The 22,086-nt window shown below is 58.3% G+C and carries 27 protein-coding genes and 1 tRNA gene; all 28 read left to right on the top strand.

The genetic code is table 11. The annotated features are described in order from the left end of the window. Nucleotides 1-11: 11 nt before the first annotated feature. The 28 genes from ACFO3S_RS12735 to ACFO3S_RS12600 all read left to right on the top strand — a co-directional run bounded on the left by ACFO3S_RS12735 (nt 12) and on the right by ACFO3S_RS12600 (nt 21,991). Nucleotides 12-356 carry a hypothetical protein gene (locus ACFO3S_RS12735; protein WP_378096278.1) on the top strand — a complete coding sequence of 115 codons (345 nt, stop codon included), beginning with the start codon at nt 12-14 and terminating at the stop codon, nt 354-356. 191 nt (nt 357-547) lie between these two features. Beyond that, the gene (locus ACFO3S_RS12730; protein ID WP_378096275.1) at nt 548-1,147 is read left to right on the top strand and encodes a genetic competence negative regulator; all 600 of its coding nucleotides are present in this window, start codon (nt 548-550) and stop codon (nt 1,145-1,147) included. 188 nt (nt 1,148-1,335) lie between these two features. Further along, a complete protein-coding gene (gene prsW, locus ACFO3S_RS12725; protein WP_378096272.1) occupies nt 1,336-2,031 on the top strand; it encodes a glutamic-type intramembrane protease PrsW in 696 nt (231 codons plus the stop codon). A gap of 54 nt (nt 2,032-2,085) precedes the next feature. Next, nucleotides 2,086-2,244: a hypothetical protein gene (locus ACFO3S_RS12720; protein WP_378096269.1), complete on the top strand. Its 159-nt coding sequence runs from the start codon at nt 2,086-2,088 to the stop codon at nt 2,242-2,244. Nucleotides 2,245-2,346: 102 nt separating this feature from the next. After that, a complete protein-coding gene (gene ypeB / locus ACFO3S_RS12715; RefSeq protein ID WP_378096266.1) occupies nt 2,347-3,702 on the top strand; it encodes a germination protein YpeB in 1,356 nt (451 codons plus the stop codon). Nucleotides 3,703-3,828: 126 nt separating this feature from the next. Then, nucleotides 3,829-4,473: a flagellar brake protein gene (locus ACFO3S_RS12710; RefSeq protein WP_378096263.1), complete on the top strand. Its 645-nt coding sequence runs from the start codon at nt 3,829-3,831 to the stop codon at nt 4,471-4,473. 52 nt (nt 4,474-4,525) lie between these two features. Continuing rightward, nucleotides 4,526-4,729 (top strand): hypothetical protein, encoded by a 204-nt coding sequence (locus ACFO3S_RS12705; protein ID WP_378096260.1) that lies wholly within the window; start codon nt 4,526-4,528, stop codon nt 4,727-4,729. Between the two features lie 129 nt (nt 4,730-4,858). Continuing rightward, nucleotides 4,859-5,563: a (d)CMP kinase gene (cmk, locus tag ACFO3S_RS12700; RefSeq protein WP_378096257.1), complete on the top strand. Its 705-nt coding sequence runs from the start codon at nt 4,859-4,861 to the stop codon at nt 5,561-5,563. Nucleotides 5,564-5,566: 3 nt separating this feature from the next. After that, nucleotides 5,567-6,154, top strand: a complete 588-nt coding sequence (locus ACFO3S_RS12695; protein WP_378096254.1) for a lysophospholipid acyltransferase family protein — start codon at nt 5,567-5,569, stop codon at nt 6,152-6,154. Nucleotides 6,155-6,314: 160 nt separating this feature from the next. Beyond that, nucleotides 6,315-7,538 (top strand): 30S ribosomal protein S1, encoded by a 1,224-nt coding sequence (rpsA, locus tag ACFO3S_RS12690; protein ID WP_378096251.1) that lies wholly within the window; start codon nt 6,315-6,317, stop codon nt 7,536-7,538. Between the two features lie 142 nt (nt 7,539-7,680). Then, entirely contained in the window at nt 7,681-8,307 is a 627-nt protein-coding gene (locus ACFO3S_RS12685; RefSeq protein WP_378096249.1) for a hypothetical protein, read from the top strand. Beyond that, nucleotides 8,304-9,221, top strand: a complete 918-nt coding sequence (locus tag ACFO3S_RS12680) for a YIEGIA family protein (protein WP_378096246.1) — start codon at nt 8,304-8,306, stop codon at nt 9,219-9,221. The genes ACFO3S_RS12685 and ACFO3S_RS12680 overlap by 4 nt, the downstream gene beginning before the upstream one ends. 17 nt (nt 9,222-9,238) lie before the next feature. Next, nucleotides 9,239-9,418, top strand: coding sequence for a capping complex subunit for YIEGIA (locus tag ACFO3S_RS12675; RefSeq protein ID WP_378096243.1), 180 nt, complete (start codon nt 9,239-9,241; stop codon nt 9,416-9,418). A gap of 126 nt (nt 9,419-9,544) precedes the next feature. Further along, nucleotides 9,545-10,867 (top strand): ribosome biogenesis GTPase Der, encoded by a 1,323-nt coding sequence (gene der / locus ACFO3S_RS12670; protein ID WP_378096240.1) that lies wholly within the window; start codon nt 9,545-9,547, stop codon nt 10,865-10,867. A 12-nt stretch (nt 10,868-10,879) separates the two neighbouring features. Continuing rightward, a complete protein-coding gene (gene plsY, locus ACFO3S_RS12665; protein WP_378096237.1) occupies nt 10,880-11,497 on the top strand; it encodes a glycerol-3-phosphate 1-O-acyltransferase PlsY in 618 nt (205 codons plus the stop codon). Continuing rightward, the gene (locus ACFO3S_RS12660) at nt 11,487-12,536 is read left to right on the top strand and encodes an NAD(P)H-dependent glycerol-3-phosphate dehydrogenase (RefSeq protein ID WP_378096234.1); all 1,050 of its coding nucleotides are present in this window, start codon (nt 11,487-11,489) and stop codon (nt 12,534-12,536) included. The genes plsY and ACFO3S_RS12660 overlap by 11 nt, the downstream gene beginning before the upstream one ends. Nucleotides 12,537-12,627: 91 nt before the next feature. Next, nucleotides 12,628-12,900, top strand: coding sequence for a stage VI sporulation protein F (locus tag ACFO3S_RS12655; protein WP_378096231.1), 273 nt, complete (start codon nt 12,628-12,630; stop codon nt 12,898-12,900). A gap of 150 nt (nt 12,901-13,050) precedes the next feature. Further along, nucleotides 13,051-13,257, top strand: coding sequence for a DUF2768 family protein (locus tag ACFO3S_RS12650; RefSeq protein WP_378096735.1), 207 nt, complete (start codon nt 13,051-13,053; stop codon nt 13,255-13,257). Nucleotides 13,258-13,282: 25 nt separating this feature from the next. Then, on the top strand, nt 13,283-13,576 hold the full coding sequence (locus ACFO3S_RS12645; protein WP_378096230.1) for a 2Fe-2S iron-sulfur cluster-binding protein: 294 nt from the start codon (nt 13,283-13,285) through the stop codon (nt 13,574-13,576). 22 nt (nt 13,577-13,598) lie between these two features. Then, nucleotides 13,599-14,207: a nucleotidyltransferase family protein gene (locus ACFO3S_RS12640; protein ID WP_378096227.1), complete on the top strand. Its 609-nt coding sequence runs from the start codon at nt 13,599-13,601 to the stop codon at nt 14,205-14,207. Continuing rightward, nucleotides 14,204-14,560: a 2Fe-2S iron-sulfur cluster-binding protein gene (locus ACFO3S_RS12635; protein ID WP_378096224.1), complete on the top strand. Its 357-nt coding sequence runs from the start codon at nt 14,204-14,206 to the stop codon at nt 14,558-14,560. Before ACFO3S_RS12640 ends, ACFO3S_RS12635 begins: the two co-directional genes overlap by 4 nt. Before the next feature lie 23 nt (nt 14,561-14,583). Further along, entirely contained in the window at nt 14,584-15,312 is a 729-nt protein-coding gene (locus ACFO3S_RS12630; protein ID WP_378096221.1) for a hypothetical protein, read from the top strand. A gap of 240 nt (nt 15,313-15,552) precedes the next feature. Then, on the top strand, nt 15,553-17,031 hold the full coding sequence (gene spoIVA, locus ACFO3S_RS12625; RefSeq protein ID WP_378096218.1) for a stage IV sporulation protein A: 1,479 nt from the start codon (nt 15,553-15,555) through the stop codon (nt 17,029-17,031). Between the two features lie 452 nt (nt 17,032-17,483). Further along, complete coding sequence (locus tag ACFO3S_RS12620; RefSeq protein ID WP_378096215.1) at nt 17,484-18,638, top strand: sugar ABC transporter substrate-binding protein; 1,155 nt, start codon at nt 17,484-17,486, stop codon at nt 18,636-18,638. A gap of 102 nt (nt 18,639-18,740) precedes the next feature. Then, complete coding sequence (locus ACFO3S_RS12615; RefSeq protein WP_378096214.1) at nt 18,741-20,264, top strand: sugar ABC transporter ATP-binding protein; 1,524 nt, start codon at nt 18,741-18,743, stop codon at nt 20,262-20,264. Next, nucleotides 20,261-21,250 carry an ABC transporter permease gene (locus tag ACFO3S_RS12610; RefSeq protein WP_378096211.1) on the top strand — a complete coding sequence of 330 codons (990 nt, stop codon included), beginning with the start codon at nt 20,261-20,263 and terminating at the stop codon, nt 21,248-21,250. Before ACFO3S_RS12615 ends, ACFO3S_RS12610 begins: the two co-directional genes overlap by 4 nt. 114 nt (nt 21,251-21,364) lie before the next feature. Then, nucleotides 21,365-21,637 carry an HU family DNA-binding protein gene (locus ACFO3S_RS12605; protein WP_378096208.1) on the top strand — a complete coding sequence of 91 codons (273 nt, stop codon included), beginning with the start codon at nt 21,365-21,367 and terminating at the stop codon, nt 21,635-21,637. A gap of 277 nt (nt 21,638-21,914) precedes the next feature. Continuing rightward, nucleotides 21,915-21,991 (top strand) — tRNA-Pro (locus tag ACFO3S_RS12600). The last annotated feature ends 95 nt before the right edge of the window (nt 21,992-22,086 follow it).

Here is a 22,086-nt window from a genome sequence, read left to right as displayed (position 1 = left end):
AGGTGGCAAACTTGAAAATCGGAGCTTTCGTCATCGGAGGATTGGCGGGAATGGCGCTTGTCATGTGGCTGCAGCGGAATCCCAACCTGTCCATGGCCGCCGTGAGTATGGGAAGCAACGTCAAGGATCGCATGCGCGATCTGAAGGACGAAGCCGTCGAGAAGGCGATGAATTCGAAGCTCGCGAACGGCTTGCGCCGAGTCGGCGCCGAAAACCGGGAAGAGCAGTCTTCCCCGCATTCCCGTTCCGTCGGAGACAGCGGAAAGGACCAGATTCGCAAGCTGATCTCGCAGGATCCGGAAGTCGGCAAAGCGGTCAACGACATTCTCGAGCAGAACGGACATCCTCATAATTAGGGCAAGCCAGTCGAATGTTGACGGCATCCTTCTTCCGTACGCAGGGGGAATGATGCCGTTTTTTTGCAATTCGAGGGTTTTCCCTAGTGCATTTCGGCTGGAGAAATGATAACATGGTTTCAAGAAAGTTTCATTCACGCATTATATGCTTAATCATAAGCTGTTATCACCGGCAGAAGGAGGATCCTGTCATGAGGATGGAGCGGCTTAGCCAGGACAAAATTCGGATTTTCCTCACGTTCGACGATTTGACGGAGCGCGGGATCCAGAAGGAAGATATGTGGCGCGAAATTCCGAAGGTGCACGAACTGTTCAGCGAGATGATGGATCAGGCTTATAACGAGCTGGGGTTCGACGCATCGGGACCGCTTGCCGTCGAAGTGTTCGCAATGCCGGCCCAAGGCATGGTCGTGATCGTCACCCGCGGGAAGATGGAGCGGGACGCGGAATCCGCCGTCGAGGACGAAGAAGAAGTATATGAACTGGAAGTGACGCTTGAACAGAGCGAAGCTATCATATATCGTTTCAAGGATATCGAGGACGCGATCGGCGCCGCGAAGACGCTGTTCGGCCGTCAGACGGACGAAGGAAGAATGTACCGCTACCAGAACCAGTGGGTGCTTGTCTTCGATCCGGCCGGCTTGGAGAACTCGAGCTATCACGCGCTGATTGCCGTACTGGCGGAATACGGAGAGGCCACCACCATCACGCCTGCGATTCTGGAGGAGTACGGGAAGCTGATTATCGACTCCCATGCGATCCGAGTATTGGCGGAGCATTTCGCGAATTGAATATCCGTTCGTCAGGAAGGAGTCTCCCGCCGCGCGGGCAGACTCCTTTGTTGGTGATTCGCAAAGTAGCAAATTCGCAATCGAAGCCGATTACGGATGAAAAAATGAACTCATTTCACGAAATGTTCCGTTTTTGAACCGTTATTTTTACTGTTATAATGAGGTGAAGGAAGGGGGGAGACGACTGAATGCTGCTCGTGTCGGTGTTGGCGGCCGCCATCGTGCCCGGCTTTGCGTTATTGGCCTATTTTTACTGGAAGGACCGCTACGACACCGAACCGATCTCTATGGTGCTGAAAATGTTCATGTTCGGCGTATTGATCGTTCTCCCGATTATGATCGTGCAGCGAAGCTTCGTTCTGTGGTGGGGAGAATCTCCCTTCGTCTACTCCTTCATCATTTCGTCCTTAGTGGAAGAGTTTTTCAAATGGTTCGTGCTTTACCATATCATTTATAATCATACGGAATTCGACGAGCCCTACGACGGCATCGTCTACGCCGTCGCCGTCTCGCTGGGCTTCGCCACTCTGGAGAACGTTCTGTACGCCTTCCTTCAGCCGGCGACATTCGGAGCCTTGTTCCTGAGAGCGCTGCTGCCGGTTTCCGGACATGCTTTATTCGGCGTTATGATGGGATACTCCTTGGGCAAGGCCAGGTTCTCCGTAGGCAGGAGCGTCCGAACTCATCTATGGCTGTCCCTGCTCGTCCCGGTCGTCTGGCACGGCATCTACGACTATATGCTGCTGAAGTTTCCGCCCGGTTGGCATTGGGTGGCGGTGCCGTTCATGTTCCTGCTCTGGTTTATCAGCATGCGGATGGTGAACAGCGCCAACGCGGTATCGCCCTTCCGTTTCCTTAAGCGCGAGGAAGAGATTAAATTTTGACTCATCCGTCCATACTGGGGGAGGGAATATCCGGTATGAAGGGGAGAACAGATTTTGTCGCAGCGGCTTAGAGTGACGATCAGATGCAGGCGGTGCAACGAAAAATTCATTTTGCGCGGACGCAAGGAGCGGGGAAAAGTGGACACCGGCTTTAAAATGTGTTTGTGCAGCAACGCGGAAGATTTCGAGATCGAAGAGGAAGCGCTCGTGTGAGGGGCGGCTTTCTCTTTTTCCGTTTCGGCATCCGCGCATAATGTAGAGCCCTTCTTCCCACAATAACGGCATCACCATGGGAATGAAAGGGGTCGGCTTTTCATGTATGCACGTTTGAGCTCCATTATGTTTCCGATCGCCACGCTTTTGTTCGTCGGGGCGATCGTGTGGGGGTATCAGGAGCATCAGGAGAAAAACTCGATACTGATCAAGGCGGAGAACCAGTATCAAAGGGCTTTTCACGATCTGAGCCACCATATGGGAAGGCTGCACGACCAGCTCGGAGAGACGCTTGCGGTGTCCTCGACCTCTCACGGCATGCAGCGCAAAGGTCTCGTTAACGTCTGGCGGCTGACGAGCCAGGCGCAGAACGAGATCAACCAGCTTCCGCTGGCTATGCTGCCTTTTAACAAGGCCGAGCAATTTTTGTCGCGAATTTCGAATTTCGCTTACCGGACGGCCGTTCGCGACTTGTCGAAGCAGCCGCTGACGCCCGAGGAAATCAAATTGATGAAATCGCTGTACAAGACTTCCGATTCGATTAACCAGGAGCTGGGCAACGTACAGAACGCGGTTCTGCAAGAACGGCTCCGCTGGATGGACGTCGAAGTAGCGATGGCGAGCGAGAACGGGCCGCACGACAACACGATCATCGACGGCTTCAAGGCGCTGGACAAGCAGATGGGCGCGTATCCCGAATCCGATTGGGGACCTTCGGCCATGTCCACCGATCGCAAGCTGAGCTCCGCCGGATTGGAAGGCAGAATGATGACGGCGGAGGAGATCGGCCGCAAGGCGATGGAATTTCTGGGAAGCCAGGCTCGCGGAAGCGAGGTGACCGTTAGCGAGGACGGGAGCGATACCGACTTGCCCGCCTATACCGTGTCCGTCAAAGGCTCGGGAGGCGCGCAGATTCAGCTCGATTACACGCGCAAGGGCGGCCATCTGCTCTGGTTTATGAATCCGAGAGACGTGACCGCGCGCAAAATCAATTTTGACACGGCCCGCAACAAGGGCTCCCAGTTCCTGGTCCGGCACGGCTACAAGAGCATGACCCCGATCGCTTATGACGAGTACGATCATGTCGCGGTCTTCACGTACGCCCGCACCGTCGACGGGGTGAAAATTTATCCGGACAAGGTGACGGTGCGGGTCGCGCTGGACAACGGGGAAGTCGTCGGGCTGCAGGCGAGGGATCACGTGTTCGCGAAAAAGCTGCTTACGCCGGGCAAGCCGAAGATGACCAAAGAGCAGGCCCAGAAGGGACTGAATCCCGATTTCCGGATCGAGAACCATGCCTTGGCCGTCATCGAGAACGATATGAGAGAGCCGACGCTCTGTCATGAATTCGTGGGCAGAGTCAACGATCATCGGTACCGGATTTATCTGAATGCGGAAACCGGTCTCGAGGAGAACATCGAGCAGCTTCCCGACGCCGAGAAGTCGCTGTTCAGCTAATATGGAGCCCTGCGCCAGCTTCCGTCCCGGGAGTTGGCGCATTGTCATTCCCGAATCCCTGCACCCGTGATATAATGTGGCAGTACGGAACAAAGTCTCTGAACATGCCTATGTGGAGGGTTACGGGTGCTTCCGAAAATCAATCAAACGATGTACTTACAGACCGAAACCGAGTCCGAGCCGGTAACGCTTCGCTCTCGCGTGGCCGACATGGACGAAGGGAGTATCTACATCGAAATTCCCTTGAACGAGAAGAACCGCCGGCTCTACCGCGCGAGCGTCGGGGAACGGCTGCAGGTCTACTATTTCACTCAGGACGGGGTTCGGCATCTGTTCGAGAGCTCCGTGCTCGGGTTTCGCAAGGAATCGGTTTCTCTCGTCGCCATTCGCAAGCCCGAACCCGACAGCATCAAGAAGGATCAGAGGCGCAGCTTTCTTCGGGTCGAGACCCATCTGGAGATCGCCGTCAGAATCGGAGACAAAATGCGTTTCGTAGCCGTCACCGAAGACCTCGGAGGCGGGGGCGCTTCGTTCCTCTGCGACCGGAAATGGCCGATCGAGCCGAATGTCGTGCTCTCCTGTTGGTTATTATTAAGCTATAAGGGCGGTTCGATCGCGCATGCCAAATTCGACGGCGAAGTCGTAAGGGTGCTGGCCATCGAGCCGGACAAGCATCTGGTCATGCTGCGCTTCGTGGAGATTACGGAGTCGGATCAGCAGAAAGTCATTCGCTATTGCTTCGAGCGTCAGCTGGAGCTGCGCAGGGAGTAACCCCTCCCGGCCCGCCGGTTCCCGTCTCGGGGCGAATTCGGGAGGAACAGGCATGGCGGCAGAACGGAAAGGCTTCGAGCCGTCCGACTTTACGGCATGGTCGGATCGGGCGGAGCGGTGGATCGTCAAGGGAATCAAGACGCTGGTCGTCCTGCTGATCGTCTCGCAGGTGGCTTTGCAGTTTCCGGGAATTCGCCAATGGCTGGCGACAGCGGATCATTCGGAGGGCGTTCCCTACCGGAATCCACCGCGCTGACGGCCTTCTTTTTTGCATAGTAGGTGGCCCTGTGGTATAATTTTCTCGATCCTTGCAGGCTCAGCCTGCCTTATTTTTTGAACGCAAGGTTCACTTGTTGTCGGCATGTAGGAGGCTAGTTGTTCGCTCATGAACGCATCTCACACTCATCGGATTAATATTGCGATCGACGGCCCGGCCGGAGCCGGCAAAAGCACCGTCGCCCGCAAGGTGGCAAGCGCCCTTCAATACGTCTACGTTGATACGGGGGCGATGTACCGGGCGGTTACGCTGAAGACGCTCGAATCCGGTCTGTCGACGGATGACGACGCAGCCGTCGGCCGATTGGCGGACGGGCTCGACATCTCGCTGCTTCCGGGACGGGACGCGCAGCAGGTTCACGTGAACGGCGAGGACGTGACGTCCAGGCTGAGATCGCTCGAGATCAACCGGAACGTCTCATATGTCGCCAGGCTGTCCAGCGTTCGCACGCGGATGGCCGAGCTCCAGCGCCGCATGGCCTTGAACAAGGGCGTGGTGATGGACGGCCGCGACATCGGAACGCACGTGCTTCCGGACGCCGAACTGAAGGTGTTTCTGACGGCTTCGCCGAGAGAGCGCGCAAGACGGAGATTTCTCGAGCTGGAACCGGGCGCGGAGATGACGCTTGATCAATTGGAACAGGAAATCGCGGAGCGCGACCGTCTCGACAGAGAGCGGGAAATCGCGCCGCTCCTCCAGGCTTCGGACGCCCGTCTGCTCGATTCCACGGGCAAGACCGTGGACGAGGTCGCCCAAGAAATCGTACAATGGGGACTTGCGGCAGTAAGAACCATTTCAGCGGAGGAGAAGTAGACTATGTTATACCGGATCGCCAGAGTCATTCTCCGAGTCTTGTACATGCTGCTTTACCGCTTGGAAGCGAGGGGCGTCGAGCACATTCCCCGAGAAGGACCGGTGGTGCTGTGCAGCAACCATCGAAGCTTGCAGGATCCCATCACTTTGGGGGTTTGGGTGCCCCGCAAAGTTCATTATATGGCGAAGGAAGAGCTGTTCCGCATTCCGCTCTTCGGGGCGCTGATCCGCGCCGTAGGGGCTTTCCCGGTCAAACGCGGAGGCGTTAGCAAGGAAGCGATTCGCACCGCGATTTCGCTGTTGCAAGACGGCAATGTGATGGGAATTTTTCCGGAAGGCACCCGCAACGAGTCGGTCGGCATGGGCAAGCGGGGAGCCGTTACGATGGCCGTGCGCGCCAAAGCCGCCGTCGTGCCGGTCGCCCTGGTCGGCGAGTACCGCATTTTCCGCAAGATGTACGCGGTGTACGGAGCGCCGATCGATCTGACGCCTTATGTCGAGCAAGGCACGACCGAAAGCATGGAGGAAGCCACCGAGCTGATCATGTCCCGAATCAAAGAAATGATGAGAACGGGGCAGCCGGCATCCTGACGGGTGCATGCATGTTTCTTGTCGAAAACCATCATACTAAAGGCATTATTTGGTTCTCATGTTTTCGGGTAAGCAAGATTTAAGCGCCGCATAGCGCGAATTCCATTGTCGACTGTGCGGGTTTAAATAAAGTTGGGGTAGATCTGAGGAGGTAATTTTCATGTCTGAAGAAATCAACGTCCAGGAAACTGCGACAGAACCGGCGACGGAAAACGTTAGCCAGGATGCACTGGAGAATGTCGTAACCTTGAAGAAGGGGGACACCGTGAAAGGAACGGTGGTCAAAATCGACGACAACCAAGCGTACGTTAGCCTTGGATATAAATACGATGGCGTCATTCCCTTGCGCGAGCTTTCTTCCGTGAACATCGACAACGCAGCCGAAGCGGTTCAGATCGGCCAAGAAGTCGAAGCCAAAATCGTAAGCATCAACGATGCGAAGGAATCGCTCGTGCTGTCCAAGCGCCAAGCGGACGCTCCGCGCGCCTGGGATGAGCTGCAGGTGAAATTCGACAGCGGCGAAGCTTTCGAAGTCGTCGTCACCGACGTGGTGAAGGGCGGACTCGTCGCCGACGTGGGCGTACGCGGATTTATTCCGGCTTCCATGGTGGAGCGTCATTTCGTCGAGGATTTCAGCGGCTACAAGGGCCGTACGATCAAGGTCAAAGTGAAAGAAATCGACCGTGAGAACAACAAGGTCATTCTTTCCGCCAAGGACGTGCTGGAAGCCGAGTACGAAGAGAAAAAGCAGCAAATTATGAGCAGCCTCGAGCCGGGCCAAGTGCTGGAAGGCAAAGTGCAGCGCCTGACTCCGTTCGGCGCGTTCGTCGACATCGGCGGCATCGACGGGCTCGTTCACGTGTCCGAGATGGCTTGGCAGCATGTCGCTCATCCGGCCGACGTCGTCTCCGAAGGTCAGGACGTGAAAGTAAAGGTGCTGAAGGTTGATCCTTCCATCGGCAAAATCTCCCTGAGCATCAAGGCCGCTCAACCGGGCCCGTGGGAGTCTGCGGTTGGCAAGTTCAACGTCGGCGACATCGTCAGCGGCGTCGTCAAGCGTCTTGTCAGCTTCGGCGCATTCGTCGAGATCGCTCCGGGCGTCGAAGGACTCGTTCACATTTCGCAAATCGCGCATCGTCATATCGCGACGCCTTACGAAGTGCTGAAGGAAGGCCAGGAAGTGCAGGCGAAGGTGCTGGACTTCAATCCTGCGGAGAAGCGCGTTTCCCTTTCCATCAAGGAAACGGAAGAAGCTCCCGCCCGTCCGGAACGCGAAGCCCGCGCGCCTCGCGCTCCTCGCGAAGAAACGAATCTGCCTCCGGCGGAAAGCATGAGCTTTAACCTCGGAGAGCGTTTCGGCGACAAGCTGAGCAAATTCAAGTAATCGTTGCATTGATGATCGGAGGGACTTTCCCGTTTCGCGGGAGGGTCCTTTCTTTTTTTGTTCTCCCGCCGCTGCGGATTCCCATGCTCGGAGCATGTTTTCCATCCGGTAAGGCGCATACTAATCCCGTGGAGGTGTGGAGATGTCGCCGCTATACGGAGCCGCATTCCTGTGGCTGGTCGCTACGATTCTATGGTGGAGCGGCTGGAGGGAAGAATCGACGGACGCTTTGCCCCAATGGGCGGTAGGTCTCTTTCTGGCCCTATGGCCGCTGGCCTGGCTCGGCCAACTGCCGGTTACCGAAACCGTATCGGTGAACGGGGCATCGGTATGGACGATGCTGTCCGTCTTGGCGATCGCCTGTCTGATCCCGGCGGCTCGCAGATGGACGGCCGTATCCGGCGGGCTGCTGATTGGTTCGCTCTCCATTCTGGCCGCCAGGCTGACGTTCCTCCCGTCCGGCTATTCGCCGGAAGCGTCTTCGTGGGCGATTGCGGCATGGGTCGGCTGGCTGGTGGCTTTGCTGTTCCGCTCGGTGTCCGAACAAGTGCTGGCGATCTCGGTCGGCTTGGGGTTGAACGCGGCCGCCTTCGCCTTTCTGAGGAGCCAGGACGCGCTTCCGGCGATGAGGGCAGAGGATAGCATGCAAGCGTGGTGGATTGCGCTGTTTAGCGCCAGATTGTGGACGATCGGGCTGAGGGCGGCCGGCGTGCTGGGGAGAAAGTGGGCGCTTAAACTGAACGGCAGGCGAGGAGGACAACGCTCATGATCGAATGGCTGCATGCCCACAAGGAGCTGACGGCCGTCGCCATGGGGACGGTTTTCGGCATGGCGGCCCGCATCCTGATGCTCAGAAGCGATTACCGCCAGTATCCGGCCTATCCACACGGCAAAATCATTCACCTGGCGCTCGGACTGATCGCCGGCGCGCTGGGCGCCGTCGCGGTGCCGGCCCTGTTCAATAAGGACTACACGGCAATTACGTTCCTGTCTCTGGCGGCTCAGCAATTCCGGGAAGTGAGGAATATGGAGCGCAATACGTTAACGGCGATCGACGATCTGGAGCTCGTGCCCCGCGGAGCGGCGTACATCGAAGGCATAGCGGTCGTGTTCGAGGGCCGCAATTACTTGGCGATCGTGACGGCGCTGACCACCAGCCTGTTCGTTCAGTGGATTCACTGGTGGGCCGGACTGGCTGCGGGCGCGATCTCTCTCATCCTGTCCCATCTGCTCATGAGGGGGAAGAAAATCTCTCATATCGCCGACGTCGAGACGGCGCCGATCCGGCTCGACGGCCCGAATCTGTATGTCGGAGACATCTATATGATGAACGTCGGCCTGGACGAGAATCGGGACGTAATTCGCGAGCAGGGGCTCGGGTTCGTCTTGACGCCCAAGAGCGACGACGCCAGAGTGACGATCGCCAACCTCGGGCAGCGGCAGGCGATTCTTCACGACGTGTCAACCCGCCTCGGCGTCTATCGGGACGACGGCGATCCGGGGCTGCTGCCGATCGCCAAGCTGGGGCTTAAAACCGGGCAGCTCGGGCTTCTGGTGCTGCCTCGGGAGAAGGACGCGGACAAAGCCTATCAGGCGGTGTCCGGCGTGCCGCTGCTGGAAGCGGCCGTTCGCAAGCCGACGAAGGCGAACCGCAAAAGCTCGGAGGCGAGATCGAATGGATAAATCGGAGGCGAGATCGAATGGCTAAAATCGTAAGCGTCGTCGCGACGAAGCGCGAGGAGGTCGGAGGAGGGGCTCCGATCTTCTATGCGAAGGATCGGGAGCAGCTGCAGAAGGTCGCGCACTTGCTGGAGAAGGTGCTGGATTGCGCCGCCCATACGATCAGCGAAGATTTGTTCATCATCGTAGAGCGGGAATAGAGCGGATTGGCAATATTCGTTAGCCAAGCCGGGCGATTTTTGGTATGATGAAATTTGTGATTGTTTCAGATGCTGGCCGTAGTGCCCGTTCGGGACGGTTAGAATCGATTGAGGAGTGAGAGCCAAATGGCGAGACCGATTATCGCGATCGTAGGCAGGCCCAATGTCGGCAAATCTACGATTTTTAACCGGATTATCGGCGACAGGCTGGCGATTGTGGAGGATAAGCCGGGCGTAACGCGCGACCGTTTGTACGGAACAGGAGAATGGAACGGACGTTCCTTCAGTATCATTGATACCGGAGGCATCGAGATTGACGGCGAGGACAGCCTGCTTCGTTCCGTGCGGATGCAGGCGGAGCTTGCGATCGAAGAAGCCGACGTCATTATATTTATGGTCGACGCGAAAGCGGGAGTCACCCATGCGGACGAAGAGGTGGCGCAGATGCTGTTCCGCTCGCGCAAGCCGATCGTGCTGGGCGTGAACAAGGTCGACAATCTGCAGCGGATGGACGATATTTACGAGTTTTATTCGCTTGGCTTCGGGGACCCGATCCCGTTGTCCGGCTCGCATGGAACCGGGATCGGCGATCTGCTGGACGAGGCCGTCAACAAGCTTCCGGTTAAGGAAGACCAGGAATACAACGACGACGTCATCAAGGTGGCGCTGATCGGCCGGCCCAATGTCGGCAAGTCGTCGCTCGTGAACGCGATTCTCGGCGAGGAGAGAGTGATCGTGAGCAATATCGCGGGCACGACCCGCGACGCCATCGACACGCCCTTCGAGAAGGACGGCCAGAAGTACGTGCTGATCGATACGGCCGGCATGCGCAAGCGCGGCAAAGTGTATGAGACGACCGAGAAGTACAGCGTCATGAGAGCGATGCAGGCGATCGAACGCGCCGACGTCGTCCTCGTCGTCATTAACGGGGAAGAAGGCATCATCGAACAGGACAAACATATTGCCGGCTATGCGCACGAGAACGGCAAAGCCGCCATCTTCGTCGTGAACAAGTGGGATGTCGTCGAGAAGAACGACAAAACGATGCAGCATTTTACGAACTCGATTCGCGAGCAGTTTCTGTTTATGACCTACGCCCCCGTCGTCTTTCTGTCCGCGCTGACGAAGCATCGGCTGACGAAGCTGTTCCCGGTCATCGACCATGTGGCCGAGCAGCATGCGCTGAGGGTGCCGACGAACGTGCTGAACGATATCGTAGTCGATGCGATCGCGATCAACCCGCCGCCGACGGACAAAGGACGCAGACTCCGGATCAACTATGTGACGCAGATTGCCGTGAAACCGCCGACGATGCTCATTTTCGTCAACGACCCCGAATTGATGCATTTTTCTTATGAGCGCTATCTGGAGAACAAAATCCGGGCGGCCTTTCCGTTCGAAGGTACGCCGCTCAGGCTGTTCACTCGTAAGAAATCCGATCAGGAATAGGGGAGACCGTACGTGGCAAACACGATTATCGCGATTATTGTCAGTTATTTGCTAGGCTCGATTTCATTCAGCATTCTCGCCGCGCGGTGGCTTAAAAAAATCGACATCCGGGAGCACGGAAGCGGCAATGCGGGAGCGACGAATACGCTGCGCGTGCTCGGCACCGGGCCGGCGATCGCCGTATTCCTGCTCGACATCGCCAAGGGGTCGGCAGGCGTGCTGATCGGCCTGTGGCTCGGAGAAGGTCAGGCGGCGGTGGAGGTGGCCTGCGGGCTGGCTGCGATCGCCGGCCACAACTGGCCGATTTTTTTCCGGTTCAAAGGCGGCAAAGGCATCGCGACGACGATCGGGGCGCTGGCGGTATGGGCCTTCTTTCCGACGCTCATCGCCGGGATCGCCGCCATTCTCGTCATCGCTTTCACGCGTTACGTTTCGCTCGGTTCCATGATCTTTGCGGCGCTGCTTCCGGTGCTGTTTTTCCTGTTCGACAAGGAAGCGGCGTTTTTGTGGGGCGCGCTCGTCGTGGCCGCGCTGGCGATCGTCCGTCACCGCAAAAATATCGTGAAGCTGATTAACGGCACGGAGAACAAACTCGGCAGCGGCAAAAAGGGTGAACCTCATGGCGCGTAAGAAGGTGGCCGTTCTCGTCGCAGGAAGCTGGGGGACGGCGTTGTCCCGGGTGCTCGCGGACAACGGGCATCGCGTCCTGCTCTGGACCCGCAATCCGGCGCAGGCCGAAGAAATCAATACGCTGCGGAGCAATGGGAAATTTCTCCCCGGCGCGGAAATACCGGAAGGCATAACGGCAACGACGAGCATCGCCGAAGCGGTCGAGAACGCCGATGCGGTGCTGTTCGTCTCTCCGTCTGCGGCCATGCGGGACGTTGCCCGGCAAGCGGCGGGCAGCATACCCGAAGGCGCGCTCGTCATGCACGCGACCAAGGGCTTCGAATCCGGGAGCCTGAAGCGGATGTCCACCGTCTTGTCGGAGGAGCTTGGGCGCGCGGAGGAAAAGCTGGTCGTCTTGTCGGGGCCAAGCCATGCGGAGGAAGTGATCCAGCGTCATCCGACGACTATCGTCGTGGCCGCCCAGGAGTTGGCCTGTGCGGAAGCGGCCCAGGATTTGTTCATGAACAGCTCGTATTTCCGCGTCTATACGAATCCCGACTTCGTCGGGGTCGAGACGGCCGGAGCGATCAAAAATATCATTGCGCTGGGAGCGGGGCTTTCGGACGGCCTCGGCTACGGGGACAACGCCAAAGCGGCACTCATTACGAGAGGCTTGGCGGAGATCGCTCGCCTGGGCGAAGCGATGGGCGCGAACGTGCTCACGTTCGCCGGGCTGGCCGGCGTCGGAGATTTGATCGTCACCTGCACGAGCCGCCACAGCCGGAATTGGCGGGCCGGTTCGCTGCTTGCCCAGGGAAATCCTCTTAACGAGGTGCTGGAGCAGATGGGCATGGTCGTCGAAGGCGTCAGGACGACGAAATCGGCCTATGAGCTGGCCCGCCGATACGGCGTCGAGATGCCGATTACGAATCAGCTTTACGCGGTGCTGTTCGAAGGCCGCTCTCCCGAGCAGGCGGTGGAAGCGCTGATGGGACGGGTTAGGACGCACGAGATCGAAGAAGTCGCCTGGGAAGCCCGGCGCGGCCGAACGCTGAACTGACGGCCGGCGTTCGCCGGGATGCGCGAGCCGCCCACACCTTCCCGACCCTCTCCTCATAGGATGCAGTGCAAACACCCGGAGGAGGGGAAGCATGGACAAATTTCCGAAGGATCTGCTCAAAGCGGTCAACAAAAAAGCGGGCAAAAATATTTCGGAGAAATCGGTCAAAAAAATCGCCAGCGGCGTGACGCCGACCACGATGCAGAGCGACGCGCAGCTGAGACAGCTGATCAAGCAAGTGTCGGCGATGGCGAACGTCCCGGTATCCGAAGAGACGATCAAGGAAATTATCGGAACGGTGAAAAAAAGCGGCATGAACCTGAACAGCCTGGAGTCGCTCGTCAAAATGATGATCAAGAAGTAAGCGGCCCGCGTGCCGCCGTTCGGCTGAAGCTGACGGCGAGCGCGGGTTTTGCTTGCGGGCGGTCCCTCTCTTTTGTCATCTTGCGTGTCGAATGGTATAATATATTGCATTTGAGCAGTCTCGCAAAGGAGGGCGACAAGGTTGTTTCTGATGCTTCAGACGTTCGCGGCCGCCAAGCTGGACCCGATGAACAAGATGTGGCTGTCGATGATCGGAATCGGACTGATGGTGCTGGCCGCTCTAATCATTACATACGCGCGCAACAAAACGAAGGGCTGGATCCGACTCTTATTGACGATCGTTGCGGTCGTCGTGCTGATCTACGGCATCATCTGCGGTCTCATTTCTATTATATAGTTCTTATGGACGGGGGGCGGACAACATGCTGACGTTAACGGGAAAATCGCTCACGAAAACCGTCGAAGCCCGGCTCGGCCAAACGCTGCTGAAGATCGCGCAGGATGCCGGCGTGGACTGGCAGTTTAATTGTTCCCGAGGAACCTGCGCGAGATGCCGATGCCTGATCCGCGAAGGGGCGGAACTGCTCTCGGAATCGAGCGACGCGGAGTGGGATCGGCTCGGCCCGGACGAGCTGGATGCCGGCTATCGGCTGGGTTGCCAGGCGATCGTCGAGCGGGAGGGCGAGCTTGTCGCAGTCAATAAAACGTATTTCTAAGACCAGATAGGAAGTGGCCGTTATGGAAAGCGATGTTCCGGCAGCCGCCCTGGCCGAGCTTGCTGCCGTGCTGGGAAGCGGAGAGGTTCGTTATGTCATCGGGGGCAGCACGGGCCTGGCTCTTCGCGGTGCGGAGCTGGGGCGTCCTCCGCGGGATGTCGACGTCTACGTCGACGAGGAGGACGTCGGTCCCGTTCACCGGCTGCTGCGTCGCTACGCGACGGACAGCCCGAGGAGCAGCGTTACGGACATCTATCGATCCACGCTGTCGCATTATTCGGTTGCGGGAGCGTGGGTCGAGCTGGTCGGCGGCTTCCGGGTGACGGCCCGGCAATCGGAGTACAGGACGGAAGTGAGAGAAGTCCTTCATCCGGCCTGCGACCGGATGGATCATAACGGAATTTCGCTGCCGGTCGTTCCACTCGGACACGAGCTCGTCTTCAATCTGCTGCGGGATCGGCCGGACCGGGCGGACGTAGCGGGCCGGCTCATCTCGGAGAATCCGGGGAGGCACGTGCCGCAGCTGCGCACGATTATCGCCCGGAACCGTCTGGCGCCGGAAGTAGCGGAGCTGGCGCTGAAGCTGTCGGGGACCGGCGGTTTGCCGGCCGAGCGGGAGGAGCGAGCATGACGCGGCGGTACGAGGTCAGGTTCGAGCCGGACGGCCGAACCGCATCCGTTCGTCCCGGCTCCACACTGCTGGAAGCGTCTCGGCGCGCGGGTGTCTCGATTCGGACGCGCTGCGGGGGTGTGGCGGGCTGCTTGATGTGCAAAGTCCGCGTGTCCGACGGGGAGTCGGCGGCCCTGAATCCCCCGACGCAGGCCGAAATCCGCAAGCTGGGCTCTCAGCTGTCCGAGGGAGTTCGCCTGTCGTGCCAAGCGAGGGCGATGGGAGACGTCACCGTGAACGTGCCGGAAGACCCGCTGAAGGCGGCCATTCGCAAGAAGCTCGCGGAGCAGCAGGAAGACGACGGATGGAGTTAGCGGGAATGCAGGAGGAAGAAAACATGAAGCTTCGTTTATGGCAAAGACTCGGATTGGCGGCGCTCGCGTCGACGCTTGTTTTCCTGGCCGGCTGCCTGTATCCGGAGGACCGGACGCCCCGGACGGAGGCGACGGCCAGGGAAGCGGTGCTGACGGTTCAGGACGCCGTCGACCGGTATCAGGAGCAGAGCGGCGTGCTGCCGATCCAGAATGCGGACGAGACCGTGCCGCGATACGAGAAATATAAGGTCGATTTCGGCAAGCTCAAGCGGATGGGCTATATTTCCCGCGTGCCTTCGGCGGCGTTCGAGAACGGCGGTTCCTATCAGTTTCTGATCATTGACGAGGAGACGAAGCCGCTTGTCAGGCTGCTCGATCTGGTTGTGTTTCAGACGGCGGACAGCGTGCAGAAGAAGATGGATCAATACCGTTCCTCGCAGGGAAACCGGCTTGCGGCCGGAGAACAAATGTATCCGGGGTTTCGCGCGATCGATTTTGCCAAGCTGGGCATGAAAGACCCGGGCGTTCTCAGCATGTTTTCCCGCCAGACGTTGAACTGGATCGTCGACGATCAGGGGAAGGTGTACGCGGACTACGGCATCGATATCGCGAAGGCGGCGGAGAAGGCGGAGACGGTACCGGGCGAGAACGAGGATGCTCGGCGGCTGCTGATCGACTCTTCCTATTACGTTCCCGTTCGTTCGCCAGAGTATCGCTGGGTTGACGGAGAGCCTCGGGCGATCGCTCCGTAGCGGTTTATTTTCATAAAAAAGATAAAGAGAGATGACATACGCATCTCTCTTTTTTCATATGCTCATGAGGGAAACAAAGAGAGCGACCGGCGGGCAGCGGCTTGCCGGCAAACAATTTGTGCGGGCGGCGTCATATTCGTGGCAATCGCACATACAATGTTACCAGTCCAAGTTCGTGTACGAGTTCCGCCCTGACGGCGGGTCACGAAAGTTTCGCGATTACGATGGGAGGGAATCTCAGTGGAAAAAGTGGACATTTTCAAGGATATCGCCGAGCGCACCGGCGGCGATATCTACCTCGGGGTCGTGGGTGCCGTCCGCACGGGAAAATCGACCTTTATCAAACGGTTTATGGAAACCGTTGTTTTGCCTAATATCGCTTCGGAGGCCGACCGGGTCAGAGCGATAGACGAGCTTCCGCAGAGCGCCGCAGGCCGAACGATCATGACGACCGAGCCGAAATTTGTGCCGAATAACGCGGTGCAGCTGAAGGTGGCCGAAGGGCTGGAAGTCAACGTGCGTCTGGTCGACTGCGTCGGCTACACGGTCGACGGGGCGAAAGGCTTCGAGGACGAAGGCGGCCCCCGCATGATCACGACCCCGTGGTTCGAGGATCCGATTCCCTTCCAGGAAGCGGCCGAGATCGGAACCCGCAAGGTGATCCAGGAGCATTCGACGCTTGGCGTCGTCGTCACGACGGACGGCACGATCGCCGAAATTCCGCGCAGCGCCTACGTGGACGCGGAAGAACGGGTCGTCAGCGAGCTGAAGGAAGTCGGCAAGCCGTTCGTGCTGATCGTCAACTCCGCACGGCCCAAGAGCGAGGAAGCCCAGCAGCTTCGCAGCGAACTGGCCGATAAATACGATATTCCGGTCATGACGGTCAGCGCCGCCACGATGGGCGAAGAAGACGTTATGGGCGTGCTCCGCGAAGTGCTGTACGAATTCCCGGTCCACGAGGTCAACGTCAACCTCCCGAGCTGGGTGATGGTGCTTCAGGAGGGTCACTGGCTGCGCGCCGCCTACGAGAATTCCGTTCGCGAGACGGTCAAGGACATTCGCCGTCTGCGCGACGTGGAGCGCGTCGTCTCGCAGTTCATGGAGTACGATTTCGTCGCCCGGGCCGGTCTCAGCGGCATGAACATGGGCCAAGGCGTCGCGGAGATCGACTTGTACGCTCCCGACGAGCTGTACGACCGAATTCTGATGGAGGTCGTCGGCACGGAAATTCGCGGCAAGGATCATCTGCTGCAGCTGATGCAGGAGTTCTCTCACGCCAAAAGGGAATACGACCGCTTCTCGGAGGCGCTGGAGATGGTCAAGACGACCGGCTACGGCATCGCGGCTCCGTCTTTGGCGGAGATGGCGCTCGACGAGCCGGAGCTGATCCGGCAGGGCTCCCGCTTCGGCGTTCGCCTGAAGGCGACGGCGCCTTCGATCCATATGATCCGCGTCGACGTCGAATCCGAATTCGCGCCGATCATCGGCACCGAGAAGCAGAGCGAGGAGCTCGTCCGCTACCTGATGCAGGACTTCGAGAACGATCCGATCAAGATCTGGGAATCCGACATTTTCGGGCGTTCGCTGCACTCCATCGTTCGAGAAGGCATCCAGGGAAAAATCGCGATGATGCCCGACAATGCCCGCTACAAGCTGCAGGAGACGCTCGGGAGGATTATCAACGAAGGCTCGGGCGGCCTGATTGCGATCATCCTATAAGATGCGCCCCCAAGCGCCGAACCGGCATTCCGCTGCCGGTTCGGCGCTTTTTTGAGTGATTCAGAAAGTAAAAATTCGTTATCCTTATCTGAATCACCTCCGACAAAAACGCAATTCTGCGTCTAGAGGACGCCGAAGGCGTTTTTGCTTGGTGACGCAGAAAGGATAAAAAAACTCGAGAGGCGGTCGGATGCGGGCTGATCCAACCCATGCGGAATGCGCGCGGACTTTTATATCATGGGTTCAACCTATATCGATTTAAGAGAATATACGAAATTGGTTATTGCCAACGCGCTGAAATTCTCCTAGAATAATCTGATGGACAAGGGCGGGCAGAATCCATAATTCTCTTTGTTCGTTATTATTATGCAAAAACCGATTGACATACTTGGTTTAAATGTTTATAGTAATTTATTATCATAGCAACAGATGAAATGGGAGGCAAAAGAGAGATGAAACAACAACGTCCATTCAAGCTAAGCTGGATCGCGCTCGCACTCGCGCTCGTCCTGCTGGTCGCGGCTTGCGGCAAGAAAGAAGAGAGCAACGCGGGCAGTTCCTCGCCTGCGTCCCAATCCCCGTCCGCAGCGCCGTCCGAAACGGCTTCGGAGGAGCCGTCCGAAGGCGCGAGCGATATCGAAGCGCTTAAGGGCAAGAGAATCGCGCTCGTGATGCGCTTCAACACGGGAACGTTCTCCGCGCAATACGTAGACGGCGTCAAGAAGCAAGCGGAGAAGTACGGCGGCGAAGTGACCGTCCTTGCTTCCGAGAACGACCTGGCCAAGATGGCGGCCAATCTCGATTCCGCTGTCAATCAGAAGTTCGACGGCATTCTGGTCGATCACGGCGACGCCGGGGCTCTGACGAACGGGCTGAACAAGGCGAAGGAAGCGGGCATTCCGATCGTAGCGTTCGACTCGGGACTGAATGAATTCGAGGGCATTACGAACTTGGCGCAGAACGACGAGCTGCTGGCCGAGTACACGCTGGAGAAGCTGGCCGAAGAGGCGGGCGGCAAAGGCAACATCGTCAAAGTATGGGTTGCGGGATTCCCTCCGATGGAAAGCCGTCAGATCGCGTACAAGGCGTTCACCGAGAAATATCCGGATATTAAGGAAATCGCGGCGTTCGGCGATGCGAGCAATCCGCAGCTCGATACCCAGAACCGGATGGAAGCCGTTCTGAAGCAGTACCCGAACAAAGGCGACATTACGGCGGTATGGGCCGCTTGGGACGAATTCGCCAAAGGCGCTTCCAACGCGATCAAGCAAGCCGGACGCGACGAGATTAAAGTGTACGGCATCGATCTGAGCGACGAGGACTTGAAGATGATCCAAGATCCGACGAGCCCGTGGGTCGCTTCCGCGGCCGTCGATCCGACTTCGATCGGCGCCGTACAGGTGAGATACCTGTACCAGAAGTTTTACGGCGACACGACGGATGCCGTCGTACAGCTGGAGCCGGTATTCGTGCACCGCGATTCGCTTCCGACGGACAAAGTCATTACGACGGCCGAGCTTTCGCAATATGTCGAAGGCTGGGGAAGCAGCGATCTCGGCGACACGGACTATCTGCAGGCGCTGGAGCAATCCGTGGGCGCTCAATAATTAGGTCTACAGCCAGCAAGCCACGGCGCGGGAACATTCCGCGCCGTTTCCTGCTGTACGCGAAACCTTCACATCTCTTGGACAGAAAGGGGCCGGATCCCGATGGCGGCTGTCGAACAAGCTTCCGCGCTGAACATGATCAACATCTCCAAGTCGTTTGCCGGCGTGCAAGCGTTGAAGAAGGTGGACTTCAACGTGCGCGGCGGGGAAATACACGCCTTGCTGGGCGCCAACGGCGCGGGCAAGAGCACTCTGATGAAAATATTGTCGGGAGCCTACGAGACCGACGAAGGCACGATCGAGACCGGGGGTGGCTCGCACGTCTTCCGGACGCCGGCCGAAGCCAAGAAAGCCGGCATCCACTGCGTGTATCAAGAGGTGGACACCTCGCTCGTCGCCCATCTCAGCGTATCCGAGAATATTTTTCTGGACCGGCTGTCGGCGCCGGGAGAACGAGCCTGGCTTCGCTGGGGCCAGCTGCACGAGGAAGCCGGCAAGGTGCTCGAGAGAGTGGGGCTGGCGTTGTCCCCGCGGACGCTCGTTCGCGATTTGACTTTGTCGGAGAAGCAGCTGGTGCTGATCGCCAGGCTGTTCGCCGAGAACGCCAAATTCGTCATCCTGGACGAGCCGACCGCTCCGCTGAGCCTGGAGGAGGCCGAAAGGCTGTTCGGCATAATGGAGGGTCTGAAGGCGGCGGGCATCGGCGTGATTTTCATCTCCCACCGGCTGCCGGAGGTGTTCCGGATATGCGACCGCATTACGGTGATGAGAGACGGTCAGAGAGTGTTGACCGAGGACAGGGCGAACATCGACGTCTCCGGCGTCGTGCGCGCGATGCTCGGCAGAAGCTTCGAGGAGGAGTATCCGAAGCAGGAGGTCGAGATCGGGGAGCCGGTTCTGCAGGTGCAGGGGCTGCAGTCGGGACGACGGGTTCGCGGCGTCGACCTGGAGGTGCGGCGAGGAGAGATCGTAGCGGTCGTCGGTCTCGTCGGCGCCGGTAAAACGGAGCTGTCCCGCGTCCTGTTCGGCGCCGACAAGGCGGACGGCGGCTCGGTGCGGGTCGACGGAAAACCGGCCAATCTGAGTTCTCCGGCGGATGCGGTGCAGTCCGGCATTGCGCTTGTTCCCGAGGAGAGGCGCAAGGAGGGCATTCTCGTCCGGGAGTCCGTGCTGCACAATCTGAGCGTCCCTCTGCTGAAGTCGATCAGCCGGCTCGGATTTCTGTCCGGCTCTGCGGAAAGGGGCTACGCCGATCGGCAGATTGCCGATCTGGGCATTAAGACGCCTACGGTTACGCAGTTGACGGCCTTTTTGAGCGGAGGCAATCAGCAGAAGGTGGCGATCGGCAAGTGGATCGGCACCGAGGCTGACGTTTACTTGTTCGACGAGCCGACGAAGGGCGTCGACGTCGGCGCCAAAAGCGATATTTTCCGGATTATCGGGCGCCTTGCCCAGGAGGGCAAGGGCATTCTGTATCTGACCTGCGAATTCGCCGAGGCGCTCGGCCTGGCGGACCGGATTCTCGTCATGTGCGACGGGACGATCGTAAAATCATTTCACCGCGGCGAAGCAACGCAGGAGGATCTGTTGTACTATGCGAGCGCGGGACGGGAGGAATTAGCGTGAAAAATCGTCTGCTGCCGTTTACGTTCAAGTACGGCGCGCTTATTTTCATCGGACTGGTCATTCTGTTTTTCTCGTTAACGAACGAGTATTTCTTCACGTACAGCAACATCACCGACATTCTGCGCTCGATCTCGATCGTTACGTTCGTCGCGATTGGAGTGACGATCTCGCTCACCGTAGACGGCTTCGACCTGTCGGTCGGGGCGACCGTATCGCTGACGACCGTCGTGACGGCCACGATGATGGTCTGGTACGAAATGCCGCTGGTCGTCGTGCTGATCGTTCCGCTTCTCGTCGGGGCGCTGGTCGGTTTGCTGAACGCGTTGCTCATCGTCAAGATCCGCATTCCCGACCTGCTGGCGACGCTGGCGGTGATGTACATCGTCAACGGCGTACACAAGACGTATACGAAAGGCTATTCGATCTACAGCAACATGCCGCTGCCGGACGGATCGACCGCTCCGGGCGTGATGGACAAGTCCTTCCTGTGGATCGGCCAAGGCAAGCTGCTCGGCATTCCGTTCCCGGTCATTCTGATGCTGCTTGCCGTCGTCGGCGCCCACGTCTTCTTCAAGTACACGCGCTGGGGCCGGCAGATGATCATTACCGGGGGCAATGAAGAGGCGGCTCGGCTGTCCGGCTTGAAGGTCAAACGCGTTCGCGCGCTCGCTTACGTCGCTTCCGGCGTCTTCGCGGCGATCGGGGGCATTCTGTTCGCTTCGCGCATCGGCTCCGGGCAGATCGACGCCGGCGCTCCGATGCTGATGGAGTCGGTGGCCGCCGTATTCGTCGGCTACTCGGTATTCGCGGCGGGCAGGCCGAACATCGTCGGAACCTTTTTCGGCGCCGTGCTGATGGGCGTGCTTGTGAACGGACTGACGATGATGAACGTTCAATATTATACGAACGATATCATTAAAGGGGCGGTGCTCGTCCTGGCGCTTGCCGTCACCTTCATCCATCTCAACCGCAGGAAAGCGGGGTAGCCTGGGCCGAAATGCGCGCCGCGCTTGAAACTTCGCGAAGGCAGAGTGTATAATTTCTGATGAAACGGATAAACAGATAACATGCCATCGTACTCTATCGGGGAGGTGAATGCTATGAATAAAACCGAATTGATTGCCAAAGTGGCCGAATTGGCCGATCTGTCCAAGAAGGATGCGACGCAAGCGGTTGACGCCGTATTCGACGTCATTTCCGAGGCGCTGCAGAACGGAGATAAAGTTCAACTCGTCGGATTTGGCAACTTCGAAGTTCGCGAACGTTCCGCCCGCAAGGGCCGTAACCCGCAAACCGGAGTGGAAATCGAGATTCCGGCCGGGAAGATCCCCGCATTCAAGCCGGGCAAAGCCCTTAAAGAAGGAATCAAGTAGGAGCTTCGCGGCTTGCCGACATCCAATCCGGTTTGTCTATAAAGAAGCCAAGACTGTCTATCGCCGCTCGCCCTCCGGGCCGCGCGGCGGGCAGTCTTTCTTTATTGCGCGGGGCGCGAGAATCTGCAAGGATTCAGCCAATCCAAATCCATAGAAAGGGCTTGCACGGGCGAGTATCCATATGCTATAATTTCGTTTGTGTCGCTCGACTGCTCTAGTTATTGAGCGGATCGTTTCGACAAAAAATCCCCGCAACACCGTTACTTAATCCGATAAACGGGACGTGGCGCAGCCAGGTAGCGCGCACCCTTGGGGTGGGTGAGGTCGAGAGTTCGAATCTCTCCGTTCCGACCATGACACGACGACTGACTGCTTTCTTGCCGAACGAATCGGAAGAAGGCAGTTTTTGTTTGACATTGCGCCACCCTTTCCTTCATCATGATAACCAT

Origin of the sequence: Cohnella hongkongensis (genome assembly GCF_042654645.1) — a bacterium.
In the GTDB taxonomy this organism is placed as follows: Bacteria; Bacillota; Bacilli; order Paenibacillales; family Paenibacillaceae; genus Cohnella; species Cohnella hongkongensis.
The sequence above is the reverse complement of the archived record's forward strand: the minus strand, read 5'-3'. Positions and strand labels throughout refer to the sequence as shown.

Excerpts from the sequence above, each read along its gene's own strand:
- ACFO3S_RS12730 (WP_378096275.1), top strand. The coding sequence starts at position 548 with ATGAGGATGGAGCGGCTTAGCCAGGACAAAATTCGGATTTTCCTCACG.
- prsW (WP_378096272.1), top strand. The coding sequence starts at position 1,336 with ATGCTGCTCGTGTCGGTGTTGGCGGCCGCCATCGTGCCCGGCTTTGCG.
- ypeB (WP_378096266.1), top strand. The coding sequence starts at position 2,347 with ATGTATGCACGTTTGAGCTCCATTATGTTTCCGATCGCCACGCTTTTG.
- ACFO3S_RS12705 (WP_378096260.1), top strand. The coding sequence starts at position 4,526 with ATGGCGGCAGAACGGAAAGGCTTCGAGCCGTCCGACTTTACGGCATGG.
- cmk (WP_378096257.1), top strand. The coding sequence starts at position 4,859 with ATGAACGCATCTCACACTCATCGGATTAATATTGCGATCGACGGCCCG.
- ACFO3S_RS12695 (WP_378096254.1), top strand. The coding sequence starts at position 5,567 with ATGTTATACCGGATCGCCAGAGTCATTCTCCGAGTCTTGTACATGCTG.
- rpsA (WP_378096251.1), top strand. The coding sequence starts at position 6,315 with ATGTCTGAAGAAATCAACGTCCAGGAAACTGCGACAGAACCGGCGACG.
- ACFO3S_RS12685 (WP_378096249.1), top strand. The coding sequence starts at position 7,681 with ATGTCGCCGCTATACGGAGCCGCATTCCTGTGGCTGGTCGCTACGATT.
- ACFO3S_RS12680 (WP_378096246.1), top strand. The coding sequence starts at position 8,304 with ATGATCGAATGGCTGCATGCCCACAAGGAGCTGACGGCCGTCGCCATG.
- ACFO3S_RS12675 (WP_378096243.1), top strand. The coding sequence starts at position 9,239 with ATGGCTAAAATCGTAAGCGTCGTCGCGACGAAGCGCGAGGAGGTCGGA.
- der (WP_378096240.1), top strand. The coding sequence starts at position 9,545 with ATGGCGAGACCGATTATCGCGATCGTAGGCAGGCCCAATGTCGGCAAA.
- ACFO3S_RS12660 (WP_378096234.1), top strand. The coding sequence starts at position 11,487 with ATGGCGCGTAAGAAGGTGGCCGTTCTCGTCGCAGGAAGCTGGGGGACG.
- ACFO3S_RS12655 (WP_378096231.1), top strand. The coding sequence starts at position 12,628 with ATGGACAAATTTCCGAAGGATCTGCTCAAAGCGGTCAACAAAAAAGCG.
- ACFO3S_RS12650 (WP_378096735.1), top strand. The coding sequence starts at position 13,051 with ATGCTTCAGACGTTCGCGGCCGCCAAGCTGGACCCGATGAACAAGATG.
- ACFO3S_RS12645 (WP_378096230.1), top strand. The coding sequence starts at position 13,283 with ATGCTGACGTTAACGGGAAAATCGCTCACGAAAACCGTCGAAGCCCGG.
- ACFO3S_RS12640 (WP_378096227.1), top strand. The coding sequence starts at position 13,599 with ATGGAAAGCGATGTTCCGGCAGCCGCCCTGGCCGAGCTTGCTGCCGTG.
- ACFO3S_RS12635 (WP_378096224.1), top strand. The coding sequence starts at position 14,204 with ATGACGCGGCGGTACGAGGTCAGGTTCGAGCCGGACGGCCGAACCGCA.
- ACFO3S_RS12630 (WP_378096221.1), top strand. The coding sequence starts at position 14,584 with ATGAAGCTTCGTTTATGGCAAAGACTCGGATTGGCGGCGCTCGCGTCG.
- ACFO3S_RS12620 (WP_378096215.1), top strand. The coding sequence starts at position 17,484 with ATGAAACAACAACGTCCATTCAAGCTAAGCTGGATCGCGCTCGCACTC.
- ACFO3S_RS12615 (WP_378096214.1), top strand. The coding sequence starts at position 18,741 with ATGGCGGCTGTCGAACAAGCTTCCGCGCTGAACATGATCAACATCTCC.
- ACFO3S_RS12605 (WP_378096208.1), top strand. The coding sequence starts at position 21,365 with ATGAATAAAACCGAATTGATTGCCAAAGTGGCCGAATTGGCCGATCTG.